This window comes from Nonomuraea sp. NPDC050404 (genome assembly GCF_040655495.1).
In the GTDB taxonomy this organism is placed as follows: Bacteria; Actinomycetota; Actinomycetes; order Streptosporangiales; family Streptosporangiaceae; genus Nonomuraea.
Genome location: NZ_JBFAKB010000010.1, coordinates 272,497 through 285,905 on the forward strand (window position 1 = coordinate 272,497; position 13,409 = coordinate 285,905).

Annotated in this window: 14 protein-coding genes; 7 read left to right on the forward strand and 7 right to left on the reverse strand. The window is 69.8% G+C overall.

Going from position 1 to position 13,409, the window contains the following annotated elements:
* Positions 1-123 precede the first annotated feature (123 nt).
* Positions 124-615, forward strand: a complete 492-nt coding sequence (locus tag AB0I81_RS28295) for a gamma-glutamylcyclotransferase (RefSeq protein ID WP_360662470.1) — start codon at positions 124-126, stop codon at positions 613-615.
* On the opposite strand, the gene AB0I81_RS28300 is transcribed toward AB0I81_RS28295, so the two are convergent.
* On the reverse strand, positions 612-1,916 hold the full coding sequence (locus AB0I81_RS28300; protein ID WP_360662473.1) for an MFS transporter: 1,305 nt from the start codon (positions 1,914-1,916) through the stop codon (positions 612-614). The two genes, AB0I81_RS28295 and AB0I81_RS28300, sit on opposite strands and share 4 nt — an antisense overlap.
* A gap of 104 nt (positions 1,917-2,020) precedes the next feature.
* On the opposite strand from AB0I81_RS28300, the gene AB0I81_RS28305 reads away from it, so the two are divergent.
* The 6 genes from AB0I81_RS28305 (at position 2,021) to AB0I81_RS28330 (ending at position 8,835) form a co-directional block, all read left to right on the forward strand.
* Positions 2,021-3,019, forward strand: coding sequence for an Lrp/AsnC family transcriptional regulator (locus AB0I81_RS28305; protein WP_360662475.1), 999 nt, complete (start codon positions 2,021-2,023; stop codon positions 3,017-3,019).
* The gene (locus tag AB0I81_RS28310; RefSeq protein ID WP_360662478.1) at positions 3,016-4,350 is read left to right on the forward strand and encodes a M20/M25/M40 family metallo-hydrolase; all 1,335 of its coding nucleotides are present in this window, start codon (positions 3,016-3,018) and stop codon (positions 4,348-4,350) included. The genes AB0I81_RS28305 and AB0I81_RS28310 overlap by 4 nt, the downstream gene beginning before the upstream one ends.
* Before the next feature lie 3 nt (positions 4,351-4,353).
* Positions 4,354-5,157 (forward strand): purine-nucleoside phosphorylase, encoded by an 804-nt coding sequence (locus AB0I81_RS28315; protein ID WP_360662481.1) that lies wholly within the window; start codon positions 4,354-4,356, stop codon positions 5,155-5,157.
* The gene (locus AB0I81_RS28320) at positions 5,154-6,782 is read left to right on the forward strand and encodes a phospho-sugar mutase (RefSeq protein ID WP_360662484.1); all 1,629 of its coding nucleotides are present in this window, start codon (positions 5,154-5,156) and stop codon (positions 6,780-6,782) included. The genes AB0I81_RS28315 and AB0I81_RS28320 overlap by 4 nt, the downstream gene beginning before the upstream one ends.
* Before the next feature lie 234 nt (positions 6,783-7,016).
* The gene (locus tag AB0I81_RS28325; RefSeq protein WP_360662487.1) at positions 7,017-7,277 is read left to right on the forward strand and encodes a hypothetical protein; all 261 of its coding nucleotides are present in this window, start codon (positions 7,017-7,019) and stop codon (positions 7,275-7,277) included.
* A 148-nt stretch (positions 7,278-7,425) separates the two neighbouring features.
* On the forward strand, positions 7,426-8,835 hold the full coding sequence (locus AB0I81_RS28330) for an ATP-binding protein (protein ID WP_360662490.1): 1,410 nt from the start codon (positions 7,426-7,428) through the stop codon (positions 8,833-8,835).
* 33 nt (positions 8,836-8,868) lie between these two features.
* On the opposite strand, the gene AB0I81_RS28335 is transcribed toward AB0I81_RS28330, so the two are convergent.
* The 6 genes from AB0I81_RS28335 to AB0I81_RS28360 form a co-directional block, all read right to left on the reverse strand.
* Complete coding sequence (locus AB0I81_RS28335) at positions 8,869-9,354, reverse strand: GyrI-like domain-containing protein (RefSeq protein WP_360662493.1); 486 nt, start codon at positions 9,352-9,354, stop codon at positions 8,869-8,871.
* Between the two features lie 15 nt (positions 9,355-9,369).
* Entirely contained in the window at positions 9,370-10,326 is a 957-nt protein-coding gene (locus AB0I81_RS28340) for a sigma-70 family RNA polymerase sigma factor (protein WP_360662496.1), read from the reverse strand.
* Positions 10,320-11,171 carry a MerR family transcriptional regulator gene (locus AB0I81_RS28345; protein ID WP_360662499.1) on the reverse strand — a complete coding sequence of 284 codons (852 nt, stop codon included), beginning with the start codon at positions 11,169-11,171 and terminating at the stop codon, positions 10,320-10,322. Before AB0I81_RS28345 ends, AB0I81_RS28340 begins: the two co-directional genes overlap by 7 nt.
* 6 nt (positions 11,172-11,177) lie before the next feature.
* Positions 11,178-11,789, reverse strand: a complete 612-nt coding sequence (locus AB0I81_RS28350; protein WP_360662502.1) for a PH domain-containing protein — start codon at positions 11,787-11,789, stop codon at positions 11,178-11,180.
* Entirely contained in the window at positions 11,786-12,859 is a 1,074-nt protein-coding gene (locus tag AB0I81_RS28355; protein ID WP_360662505.1) for an adenosine deaminase, read from the reverse strand. The genes AB0I81_RS28350 and AB0I81_RS28355 overlap by 4 nt, the downstream gene beginning before the upstream one ends.
* Positions 12,860-13,056: 197 nt before the next feature.
* Positions 13,057-13,407: a cupin gene (locus AB0I81_RS28360; protein WP_360662508.1), complete on the reverse strand. Its 351-nt coding sequence runs from the start codon at positions 13,405-13,407 to the stop codon at positions 13,057-13,059.
* Between the last annotated feature and the right edge of the window lie 2 nt (positions 13,408-13,409).

The window sequence follows — 13,409 nt, forward strand, 5'->3', positions numbered from 1 at the left end:
CCGGCGCGAGCATGTGACACGACCCGCCCCCTCCTCGATCCGATGGACCGGCGCGGCGGTTCAGCGTGGCAGGATGGCGCGGGTAGCTGATGACACTGTGGCACCCGGCGAGAGGGGTGGATCGTGGCATGGACTTCGGATCGTGCGGGGAAGCCGAGTGACCTCAAGCTCTACGGCGCGTACGGCACGAACATGGACCCGGAGCAGATGGCCATGCGTGCCCCCCACTCACCCATCTGGGGCATGGGCTGGCTGCCCGGCTGGCGGCTGACGTTCGGGGGCATGGACCTGGCGTGGGAGGGCGCGGTCGCCACGATCGTCGAGGACCCCGACGAGCACGTGTTCGTGGTCCTCTACGACGTGCCCGACTGGGAGGAGAACTCGCTCGACCAGTGGGAGGGCGCGGTGCGCGGCGCCTACCACAAGGTGCGGATGCGGGTGCAGACGCTGGAGGGCGAGGTCGTGGCCTGGTTCTACGTGCTCGACGGCTACGAGGGCGGCCTGCCCTCGGCCCGCTACCTGGGCAGCCTGGCCGAGGCGGCCGAGCGCGCGGGCGCCCCCGACGACTACGTCAAGGAGTTGCGGGAACGCCCCTGCACCTCGTACGGCGGTTAGCGCAGCGGCTGGTCCTTGGTCTCCCTGAGCACGAAGATGTAGACGAGCGTGGAGACCAGCGCCAGCGCGGACATGTACCACGGGAAGAGCCCCGGGTTCTTCGCCTCCTGCAGCGCGGTGCCGATCAGCGGCGCGGTGCCGCCGAAGAGCGCCACGGTCAGCGAGTACGGGAAGCCGGCCCCCGCCGCCCGCACCCGGGTCGGGAACAGCTCGGAGTTGACCGCCGCCGAGATCGAGGTGAACCCGCTGAGGAACACCATGCCGATGAGCTGCACGACCAGCAGGCTCCAGTACGCGTCGGTGAGCATGCCGAGCAGCGGCACCGGCAGGATGAGGAACCCGAGCCCGAACGCGATCAGCAGCGGCTTGCGCCCCACCCGGTCCGACAACATGCCGGCCAGTGGCTGCAGGATCATGAAGAACAGCAGCGAGATGGTGCCGATCTGGAGCGCCTGCGCCTTGTCGAAGCCCACGGTGATGTTCGCGTACGTGGGCAGGAACGTGGTCCAGGTGTAGTATGCGACCGTTCCGGCCACCGTGATGCCCACGATCGTGGCCGCCGACCTCGGATAACTCCTGAGGAACTCGAACAGCCCTGGCCGCTTCGTCTCACCTCGCTGGATCTCCTCCGCCACGGCCGAGGTCTCGTCGGCGCCCTTGCGGATCCACAGGCCCACCAGGCTGAGCACGGCGCCCACGAAGAACGGGATGCGCCAGCCCCAGGAGTTCATGTCGGCGTGGATGAGCATCGTGGCCAGCAGCGCCGCCATGCCGGTGGCGATGAGCTGGCCGATGGTGGTGCTGACGTACTGGAAACTCGAGAAGAGGCCACGGCGGCCCTTGGGGGCCGACTCCACGAGGAAGGTGGTCGCGGCGGCGAACTCGCCGCCGACCGACAGGCCCTGGATGAGCCTGGCCAGGGTGAGCATGATCGGCGCGAGCACGCCTACGGCCGCGTAGGTGGGGGTCAGGCCGACGAGCAGCGAGCCCACGCCCATCAGGATGATGGTGAAGGTCATGGCGGACTTGCGGCCGTACCTGTCGGCGAACGCGCCGACCAGCAGACCGCCGAGCGGGCGCATGAAGAAGCCCACCGCGAAGATGCCGAAGGCGCTCAGCAGCGGCAGGAGCGGGTCGTCGGCGCTGGGCGGGAAGATCTGCACGGAGAAGAATGTCGCCAGAGCGCTATATGCGTACCAGTCGTACCACTCGACCACGTTGCCGATGCTGGCCGCCATGAGCTGGCGGACGCGGCTTTTGGGGATGCCGAGAGGGGAGTGAGCAACAGGGGAGGTCGCCACGAGGGCTCCTTTGCTGACAAGAGCGGTAATGGCTTACTGTGCAGTCGGAAGACCGAAACAGTCAAATATTCGGGGCAATATTTACGATCCCGACACTGAAACGGGTGCAGGTGGACGTTCTCGACCGGCGGCTCGTCGCCGCGCTGCAAGTCAGCCCGCGCGCCTCGTGGGGCGAGATCGGGCGTGCCGTGGGTGAGCACGAGCGCACCGTCGCGCGGCGGCTGCAGCGGCTGATCGCCGAGGGGATCGTGCGGGTCACGGCCATCTACGACGACCTGCGCACCGGGCACGGCCGGCCGATGCACCTGCACGTCCAGGTACGCCCCGGTACGGCCGCGCAGGTGGCCAAGGCGCTGGCCGAGCGGCCCGACACGCGCTCGGTCTACTCGCTGACCGGCGCCGCCGACCTCGGCTGCGAGCTGGTGTCCCCCTCGCGCGAGGAGCTGCACCACATCCTGTCCTCGCAGGTCTCCGACATCGACGGGGTGTTGCAGACGCAGACCCAGGTCGTGCTGCACACGTTCAGGACAGTGGCCGAGTGGCACGCTCCGTACCTGACCGAGCGTGAGGTGGCCGGACTGAGCCCGCACCCGCCACATGAGAGCCCGCTTGATGAGGAGGGGCTGTCGCCGCTGGAACAGGAGATCGCCGAGTTGCTCGCCGCCGACGGCCGGATCGCCTTCACGGCGGTCGCCGAGCGGCTGGACATCTCCGTGCCGACCGCGCGCAGGCGCGTCACCTCGCTCATCGAGCGGCGGCTGATCCTGCCCCGGGCCGAGGCGGAGCCCGCACTGCTCGGCCTGGAGGTCGAGGCCATGCTCTGGCTGAAGGTCCGCCCCCACGGCCTCGACCTGGTCGGCCAGCAACTGGCCGCGCACCCCAACGTCCGTTACTGCGCCGCCACCACGGGCACACACTCCCTGATCGTGCAGGTGGTGGCGGCGCACGAGGCGGCCCTCTACCGTTTCATGACCGGCGTCGTCGGCCGGTACGACGAGATCACCGACGTCGACCTCACCCTGATCACCCGCGCCTACAAGCGCGGGCACCTCCACAAGTCCGGACTGCTCACATTGGACCACTATTGGGAGACAACGCCATGACCCCTGACGCCACGACCCCTGACGCCATGACCCCTGCCGAGCAAGAAGTCGCCGACCTGTGCGTGGAGCTCATCCGCGTCGACAGCAGCAACTACGGGGACGGCAGCGGCCCCGGTGAACGGGCCGCGGCCGAGGTCGTCATGGCCAGGCTGGCCGAGGTCGGCATCGACTCCACCTACATCGAGAGCGAGCCGGGCCGCGGCAACGTGATCACGCGGGTCGAGGGCACCGACCCGTCCCTGCCCGCGCTGCTCGTCCACGGCCACCTGGACGTCGTACCGGCCAACGCCGCCGACTGGACGGTGGACCCGTTCGCCGGCGAGGTGCGCGACGGCTACATCTGGGGTCGCGGCGCGGTGGACATGAAGGACATGGACGCGATGATGCTGGCCGTGCTGCGCCAGCTCAAGCGCGACGGGCGCAGGCCGAAGCGCGACCTCGTCTTCGCCTGGCTGGCCGACGAGGAGGCGGGCGGCGTGTACGGCGCCAAGTACCTCACCGCCAACCATCCCGAGCTGTTCGAGGGCGTCACCGAGGCGATCAGCGAGGTCGGCGGCTACTCGCTGGAGGTGGACCCGTCGCTGCGGCTCTACCTGATCGAGACGGCCCAGAAGGGCCTGGCCTGGATGAAGCTGATCGCCGACGGCACGGCCGGGCACGGCTCGATGCTGAACGGCGACAACGCCGTCACCGAGGTCGCCAGGGCGGTGGCCAGGATCGGCGAGCACGACTGGCCCCTGACGTACACGCCCACCGTGCGCCGCTTCCTCACCGAGGTGGCCGACTCCTTCGGGATCCCGTTCGACGAGAACGACCCCCAGCCGATCCTGGACAAGATCGGCCCCCTGGTGCGCTTCGTCGGCGCGACGCTGAGCAACACCACCAACCCGACCCAGCTCGCCGCCGGCTACAAGTCGAACGTCATCCCCGGCCAGGCCACGGCCGTGGTGGACGGGCGCTTCCTGCCGGGGTTCGAGGAGGAGTTCTTCAAGACCGTGGACGGGCTGCTCGGGCCGAAGGTTCGGCGCGAGTTCGTGCACCACGACATCGCGCTGGAGACCACGTTCGACGGGGCCCTGGTGGACTCGATGATCGCGGCGCTGAAGGAGGAGGACCCGGCGGCGCGGGCGATCCCGTACTGCATGTCGGGCGGCACCGACAACAAGACCTTCTTCGCCGACCTGGGCGTGCGCGGGTTCGGTTTCGTGCCGCTGCGCCTGCCCGCCGACATGGACTTCGCCGCGATGTTCCACGGCGTGGACGAGCGGGTGCCGGTGGACGCGCTGCAGTTCGGGGTGCGAGTGCTGGACAGGCTGCTCCTAAACTACTGAACCGTGACCGACAACGCATACACCCTGGCCCGTGAGGCCGCCGCGGCGCTGCGCGAAGCCGCCGGCCTCGACACCTTCGACGTGGCTCTCGTCATGGGGTCGGGGTGGGTGCCCGCCGCCGACACGCTCGGCGAGACGGTGCGGGAGATCGGGTTCACCGATCTGCCCGGCTTCCGCGCGCCCGCCGTGGCCGGGCACGGCGGCAAGATCCGCGTCGTGCGCACGGCCGCGGGCCGGCACGTGCTGATCTTCCTCGGGCGTACGCACCTGTACGAGGGCCTCGGCGTGGACGCGGTCGTGCACGGCGTTCGCACGGCCGCGGCGGCGGGCGTGGGCACGATCGTGCTCACCAACGCGGCCGGCGGCCTGCGGCCCGAGACCCAGGACGTCGGCGACCCGGTCCTGATCAGCGACCACATCAACCTGACCGGCGCCAACCCGATCACCGGCACCACGTTCATCGACCTCACCGAGGTGTACTCGCGCCGCCTGCGCGACCTGGTCCGCGAGGTGGACCCGGCGCTGGCCGAGGGCGTCTACGTGGCCTTCAGGGGCCCGACCTACGAGACGCCCGCCGAGATCAGGATGTTGCGCACGCTGGGCGGTGACATGGTGGGCATGTCCACGGTGCTGGAGGCCATCGCCGCCCGCGAGGCGGATCTGGAGGTGCTCGGCATCTCCCTGGTCACCAACCCGGGGGCGGGCCTGTCCGGTGAGCCGCTCAACCATGAGGAGGTCCTGGAGGTGGGCAGGTCCACCGCCGCGCGGATGGGCGAGCTGCTGGCCAAGATCGTGGACCGGCTGTGAGCCTCGTTGAGGAGGCCCGGCGCTGGCTGGCGCAGGATCCCGACCCTGACACGCGTACCGAGTTGTCCGCGCTGATCGAGGCGGAGGATCTGGCCGCGCTGGAGGACCGCTTCGGCGCCAAGCTGGAGTTCGGTACGGCGGGCCTGCGCGGCGAGCTGGGCGCGGGGCCGAACCGGATGAACCGGGTCACCGTCATGCGTGCCGCCGCCGGCCTGGCCGCGGTGCTCGGGCCCGGCAAGCACGTGGTCATCGGCTACGACGCCAGGCACAAGTCCGACGTGTTCGCCCGCGACACGGCGGCCGTGCTGACCGGCGCGGGCCTGCACGCCTCGCTCCTGCCGGCCCCGCTGCCCACGCCGGTGCTGGCCTTCGCCGTACGCCACCTGGACGCCGACGCCGGGGTGACGGTCACCGCCAGCCACAACCCGCCGCGCGACAACGGCTACAAGGTCTACTGGAGCGACGGGTCGCAGATCGTGCCGCCGCTCGACAGCGAGATCTCGGCCGCCATCGACGCGGTGGGCCGCGTGGACGAACTGCCGCTGAACGCCCCGGGCACCCTGACCGAGTTGGGCGAGGGCATCGTCGACGACTACATCGACGCGGTGCTCTCCCTGCCCCTGGGCGACGCCCGCGACCTGCGCGTGGCCTACACCCCGCTCCATGGGGTGGGCGCGGCCACGCTCACCGGCGCCTTCCTGGCCGCCGGCTTCGAGAGCCCGATGGCGGTCGAGGAGCAGCGCAACCCCGACCCCGATTTCCCCACGGTGGCCTTCCCGAACCCGGAGGAGCCGGGGGCGATGGATCTGGCCGCCGCCCTGGCCGCCAAGCTGGGGTCGGACCTGGTGCTGGCCAACGACCCCGACGCCGACAGGTGCGCGGTGGGGGTGCCGCTGCCGGGCGGCGGCGTACGCATGCTGACCGGCGACGAGCTCGGCGGCCTGCTGGCCGAGCACGTGATCACGCACACCACCGGCGACCGCATGGTCGCCACCTCGATCGTCTCCGCCACCCTGCTCGGCAAGATCGCCCGGGCGCACGGCGTCCGGTACGGCGAGACGCTGACCGGCTTCAAGTGGATCATGAAGGCGGGCGAGGGGCTGGTGTTCGGCTACGAGGAGGCCATCGGCTACAGCGTCGGCTCGGACGCGGGCCTGCCCGTCAAGGACAAGGACGGGATCGGCGCGGCGCTGACGGTGGCCGGCATCGCCGCCGCGGCCAAGCGCGACGGCCGTACGCTGCTGGACCTGCTGGACGACCAGGCCCGCCGCTACGGCCTGCACGCGACGTCGCAACTCGCCTTCCGGGTGGCCGACCTGTCCCTCATCGACGCCGCCATGACCCGCCTGCGCGCCACCCCGCCGCAGGAGCTCGGGGGCCTGGCCGTGGAGCGGCTGGACGACCTGGCGCGCGGCGACGGCGGCCTGCCGCCCACCGACGGCCTGCGGTACGTCCTGGAGCGGGACGCCCGCGTGGTGGTCCGCCCGTCCGGCACCGAGCCCAAGCTGAAGTGCTACCTGGAGGTCGTCGTCCCGGTGACGGGCACCCCCGCCGAGGCCAGGGCTCACGCCGAGGACCGGCTGGCCGCCATCAAGGCGGACCTGACCGCCCGGCTGGAGCTCTGACGGAGACCTTCGAGGACTTCCTGCCCCGGGTCCAGGCCGACCCGAACGTGCTCGGGGTGGTGCTCAGTGGCTCCCAGGCCCGCGAGGGCGCCGCCACCGCCCACTCCGACCACGACGTCTACCTGATCGTCGCCGACGGCGCCCTGGCCGCGCCGCGCCGGGACGCGGACGGACGGCAACGACCTGGGTGCGCTGCTGGACGGTTCCGAGGCGGTTCCGTACTACCTGACGTATGTGTTCGCGCTGCATGGGCGGGTGCGGCCGTACAACAAGTACCTGGCGTGGGAGTTGCGGCGGCACCCCTTGAGCCACCCGCTGTGGGCCCACGACCACCTGCTGCCCCTTCTCACCTCCGCCGTCTCCCCCGAGGCCCCAGCGTCTGTCCGGAGGCTGCTGAACGACCTGGAGCCACACGCTCGTGCTGCTGGGCATGGGGATGAGCTGGATGGGTGGGGGGAGGATCTGGCGTTCATGCGAGGCTCGGCCACATCGTGAGACGCCCAGAGTTGGGCTGCCCACGGTTGGTCGCGTGGCCTCTGAAGGTCTCACCCGTGAGACTAATCCACAACTGAGATCGCTAATTTCGTCCCACGATACCATCAGCACAGGTTAGTCTCATTGCTGAGACCAACTTGGAGGCGTGATGGAACCGTTCATCGGCAGGCGGCGAGAGCTGGCGATTCTCGGGCGCGTGCTGGAGAAGACGAGTCGCCGCCGGTTCGACCGTCCGGGGCGTGCACTCCTCATAAGGGGACGTCGTCGGGTAGGGAAATCCCGGCTGGCGGAGGAGTTCATCCGGCAGACGCAAGCACCGCACGTGTTTTACGCGGCCACGGGTCTGACGCTCAGCACTGAGCTGCGCATATTCACAGAGGAAGCGCGTTCTTCGAACCTTCCCGGCGCATCCGTCTTTGACGACAAGCAGCCGGAGTCGTGGCACGAGGCACTTTCCCTGCTGGCACGGGCCCTCCCCGAAAACTCCCCCAGCATCGTGGTCATCGACGAACTGCCCTACCTGGTCAAGGCGGATCCCACGCTGGAGGCGGTGCTGCAGAAGCTGTTCGACAAGGAGTTCTCCAGACGGCCGGTCCTGCTCCTGCTCATTGGCTCGGATCTGTCCATGATGGAAGCGATCAACACCTACGGCCGCCCCTTCTACCAGCGAGCCGCCGACTTCGTGGTCAATCCCCTCACGCCGTACGACCTGGCCCAAGCGCTCGATCTGGCCCCGGCGGAGGCGTTCGACGCGCACCTGGTCTCGGGCGGATTGCCGATGATCTGCGAGGAGTGGCCCAAGGGAGCCTCCCTCCCGGCCTATCTGAAGCAGGCCATCCGTGACCCGTTGTCCGCTCTGATCGTCAGCGGCGAGCGTGCGATCAACGCCGAGTTTCCGCCGGAAGCCCACGCCCATCAGGTGCTCAACGCCATCGGGTCGGGACAGCGCACACACTCCAATATCGCGGGCGCGACCCAGGGGATCCCACGTGCGACGATGAATCGTGCGCTTCAACTCCTCCTCGAGAAACGCCTGATCGCCTTGGACCGCCCCTTGTCGACGCGTCCTTCGCGAGAATCGCGCTATCGGGTGATCGACTCGCATCTACGGTTCTGGATTTCGTTCATCGGGTCCCGCCTGACCGAGATCGAGCGCGACCGCGGGGACAAGGTGCTGGAGCGGATCCGCAACTCGTGGACCTCATGGCGAGGAACAGCCGTCGAACCCCTGGTTCACGAGTCGCTTCGCCGAATGGACGGCCTGCCAGAGGAGACCGGGGCGATCGGCGGCTATTGGACGAGGACGAACAACCCCGAGATCGACCTGATCGGAGCCGATCGGGAACCCGTCGCGAAGAAGATCACGTTCGTCGGATCTGTGAAGTGGCTGGAGAATCGGCCGTTCGACGACCATGATCTACGTGAGCTGATCGTCCACCAGTCACAAATGCCGGGAGCGGACACCTCCACGCCGCTCTATGCGGTGTCCCGCAGTGGTTGCAAGGTGGGAGGCGTCACGCACGTCACTCCTGAGCAGTTGATCGACGTCTGGCGCTGAGCCAGAGGGCCGGCCCCCTGGCTCAGGATGGTGTCAGGCCAGGCGGAACTGCAGGTCGGTGTCCCAGTTGTTCATGTCGGGTTCGGCGCGCGGGTCCGTCATGAAGAGCTCAAGGCGGCAGCCCCAGTGCTCGGTCCCGTCCTTGTCGGTTCTGTCGAAGGTCAGGCCCTGCTCCTCGCCCCACTTCAGCAGTTGCGTGATGACCTCGAACAGGCCGTCGGGGTGGCCGTGGTGGGTGGTGGCGGCGTAGCGGCCGGCGGGCAACGTGTCGGCGAAGAGGTCGCCCTCGGCCGCCATCGGTTCGGCCACCGGCACCCCCGCCTGCACCACCAGCCGGTCGTTGGCCATGTCAATGGTCTCGTAGCGCAGGAACGGCGCTCCTGCCGGGGCCTGGCCGCGTTCGGCCAGCCAGCCGATGATCTCTCCGATGCGGTCCGCGACCAGCCCGAAGGTGGTCATGGTGATGGTACGGCGCACCCCGACGTACGGACGCTCGGGGAACTCGACGATCTGTGGCATGTTCTGTTTCCTCCTTCACCCCGTGGTACGGATCTCGGCCTCGAAACTCATCGGCAATCCGAAGATCGGGAACAGTCCGGGGTCGAGATAGGTGGTCTCCCCCACGATCACGCCTCCGGAGACCTCCAGCACGACCAGGGCGAACGGCTCGCCGTCGCTGGAGTACTGGCCGAACGCCGGACAGCCGTTGGCCCGGGTCGGGACCAGGCGGGCGCCGCTGCACGCCGCGTCGGGGGCGGCGCCGAGCAGCACCGCGCGGATGTCGGCGCGGCCACGCAGCCACCACGTGAACGGCGGCATGGAGGACGTCGCGTCCTCGTGCAGCAGCGACACCAGCGTGTCCACGTCGTAGCTCTCGAACGCGGTGACATAGCGGGCCAGCAGCTTCTCGTCCACCTCCGCGTCCAGGGGTGCGGTGGCGGGCAGCCGGGATCTGGCGCGTTGCAGGATGCTGTTGACCGAGGTGACCGTGGTGGCCAGGAGGGCGGCGGTCTCGGCGGCGCTCCACTTCAGCACGTCGCGCAGGATGAGCACGGCCCGCTGCCGGGGCGGCAGGTGTTGCAGGGCGGCCACGAACGCCAGCCGTACCGTCTCCCTCGTCACCGCCAGGTCGGCGGGGTCCAGTACGCGGGCGTCAGGGACGGGCTGGACCCAGTGGCTCTCCGGGAGCGGCGCTCCCAGCGCGGCCCCGGGGACGACGGCGGGGCTCAGGTCCATGGCGCGGGCGCGGCGCTGCGGGCCCCTGAGCATGTCCACGCAGATGTTGGTGGCCAGGTGGAACAACCACGGCCGCAGCGGCCCCCTGGCCGGGTCGTAGGTCCGCCACGCCCGTACGAACGTCTCCTGCACCGCGTCCTCGGCCTCGAAGCCGGAGCCCAGCATGCGGTAGCAGTAGCCGGTCAGCTCGATCCTGTGCCGTTCCAGGTCCGCCTCGGAGCCCAGGGCGGGCCCATCGGTTTCCGCGTTCAGCACGGGACCACCTCGATCTGCAACTCGGTCACCCATTCGTCGTGGTTCACCGGCACGTGCAGGGAGATCTCCCTGGCCAGGGTGCTGGAGCGGTAGCCGTTCTCCTCGATCCAGTGGGCCAGCGCCTGGAACGTGGAGCCGACCGCCATCATCGGGCCGCGGTGGATGATCGTGGCGGCGGTCTCGATGGCGGGCAGGTCCACCACGTCGAAGCCGCCATCGAAGCCGCCATCGAGGCCGCCATCGAGGCCGTGACCGCCGGGCGGCACGTTCACCGGCAGGCAGGCGTGCACGATGACCGCGCCGTCGTCGTCCGGCAGGTAGTGGGCCAGGCCCGGTCCGGTGATCCGTACGGAGGCGGCCTCCACCCGCCGGCAGATCTCGTCGAACAGGGGCACGATGACCGGCTCGATGTCCCGGCTCTCGTAGCTGGCCGCCCTGGCGGAGAGCTGGGCGACCCTGACCGGATCCACCTTCTTCAGCACGACCTCGGCCGTGCGCATCCGCCCCTCCGTCTCGATCGTCCGCAGCCGGGCCTCGACGCTGCGCAGCCTGGCCAGGTCGGCGTTGATCTGAGCTTCGAGCTGGGCGCGGCGCAGGCGTACCATGCCGTGCAGCTCCTGCGTGCCGACCTGCTCGTCGAGGATGGCCCCGACCTGCTCCAGCGTGAATCCGAGGTCCTTGATGGCGACGATCCGGTTCAGCCTGGAGAGCTGTTCCGCCTGGTAGGAGCGGTAGCCGGTGACCGGGTCCACGTGGGCGGGCCGCAGCAGGCCGATGGCGTCGTAGTGGCGGAGCATGCGTACCGACACCAGCCCCAGCCTGGCGAAGTCTCCGATGCCGAACATGGGCCTCTAGGCGATGACGAGCGCCGCGATCACCAGCGCCACCGCGACCGCCAGCACCGCGATCGAGTCGTAGGACCAGCTCACCCGGGCCGGCGTCGCCTCCTCGTCACGGCGCCTGGCCGACTCCGCGCGGTCGCGGATCTGCTCGCCCACATAGTCGGCGTGCGTCTTGCCCGCGAACGCCTCCAGCGCCGCCTGCTCGCCCCGCGTCACCGTCGGCTCGGTCCGGAAGCGGCCCCGCTCCTGCCTGGGCGTGCCGCGCCGCTGCGCCTTGGCCCGCTCCCGCGCGCTGCTCATCGGCGTCCACAACCGCAGCACCTGCTCCTCGCCGTAGTGCACGTTGATGGCGTGCGACACCGTGACGTCCTCGATCGAGGCCCACGGCAACAACGTGGTACGGAACGGGTTGCGGCCCAGCAACCCCGCCTCGGTGAACACGGTGGCGGGGCGCAGGGCGACCGCGTACACGATCGCCGTCAGCGCCCCGAGCACGGCCAGCGCCACCAGCGAGGGCCTGCCGTTGAAGCGGGCGATCAGGTCCCAGACGTTGAACGCGACGAACACCAGCCACACCCACGCCATCACGTACGCGAATCGGGAGCGGTAGACCTGCTTCACTGCTGCCACTTGATCTGGGCGAAGCCCGGCTTGATCACGCCGTTGATCAGCGCCAGCCGCTCGTCGAACGGGATGAACGCCGACTTCATCGCGTTGACCGTGAACCACTGCAGGTCGTCCCAGTCGTAGCCGAACGCCTCGACCAGCTTGTGGAACTCCAGCGACTGGCTGGTCGAGCTCATCAGCCGGTTGTCGGTGTTGACCGTGACCCGGAAGTGCAGCCGCCGCAGCAGCCCGATCGGGTGCTCGGCGATCGAGGCGGCGGCGCCGGTCTGCAGGTTGGAGGTGGGGCACATCTCCAGCGGGATGCGCTTGTCGCGAACGTACGCCGCCAGCCGCCCCAGCTTGGCCGTCCCGTCGCCGGCCACGGAGATGTCGTCGATGATGCGCACCCCGTGCCCGAGCCGGTCGGCGCCGCACCACTGGATGGCCTGCCAGATCGACGGCAGCCCGAACGCCTCTCCGGCGTGGATGGTGAAGTGGGCGTTCTCCCGCTGCAGGTATTCGAAGGCGTCCAGGTGCCTGGTGGGCGGGTAGCCGGCCTCGGCCCCCGCGATGTCGAACCCCACCACGCCGCCGTCGCGGTAGCGCACCGCCAGCTCGGCGATCTCCCTGGAGCGGGCCTGGTGCCGCATGGCCGTCAGCAGCGTGCCGACCCGGACCGCGCGTCCCCGCGAGCCCTGCTCGAAACCTTCCAGCACCGCCTCGACCACCTGGTCGAGGCTCAGCCCTGTGGTGGTGTGCTGCTCGGGCGCGAAGCGTACCTCGGCGTAGACGACGCCGTCGTCGGCGAGGTCCTCGGCGCATTCCGCGGCCACGCGCACGAGCGACTCACGGGTCTGCATGACGCCGACCGTGTGGTCGAACGTCTCCAGGTAGCGTTCGAGCGAGCCCGAATCGGACGCCTCCTCGAACCACTGGCGCAGGTTGTCCGGGTCGTCGGTGGGCAGCCGGCCGTAGCCTGTCTCCCTGGCCAGCTCGACGATCGTCTCGGCGCGGAGCCCGCCGTCGAGGTGATCGTGCAGCAGCACCTTGGGAGCCCGCCGGATCTGGTCATGCGTGGGGCTCATCTGGCCATGATATGAGCACCGCCCATACTTCCCGCTATGGCTTAATCACCTCCGCCCGGCCGGGGCCCGATCGTGACCGCCCGACTGCGATTCGGTCGCGGCCGCCACACCGCGGGCTAAGTCGCGGCCGCCGCCGCGTCGCGGGCTCAGGCGCGTCGCGGGCTCAGGCGCGTCGCGGGCTCAGGCGCGGCGCGGGCTCAGGCGCGGCGCGCCGTCTCGGGTGAGAAGGCGGGCAGGCATACGGCGATGTACTCGGCGCCCTCGGGCCCGACGCGGTAGCGCACCTTCTCCCCCGGTGAGGTCACCACCGACTGCCCGGCCGCGACCTCCATCGTGCCCTCGGCGTGCTCCACCAGCAGCGCGCCGCGCAGGACCACGGTGTACTCGGTGAAGGACGGCGTCTGCGCCGGCTCCTCCCAGCCGGGCGGCGCGGTCATGTGCGCGATGGAGACGGCCTCGTCGCCGCTGTTGACGCGGCCCACGTGCTCGTCGATGAGCTTGCCGCCGGGTACGGGGATGCGGGCCGGGGCCTCGATCTTCTTCACCACGA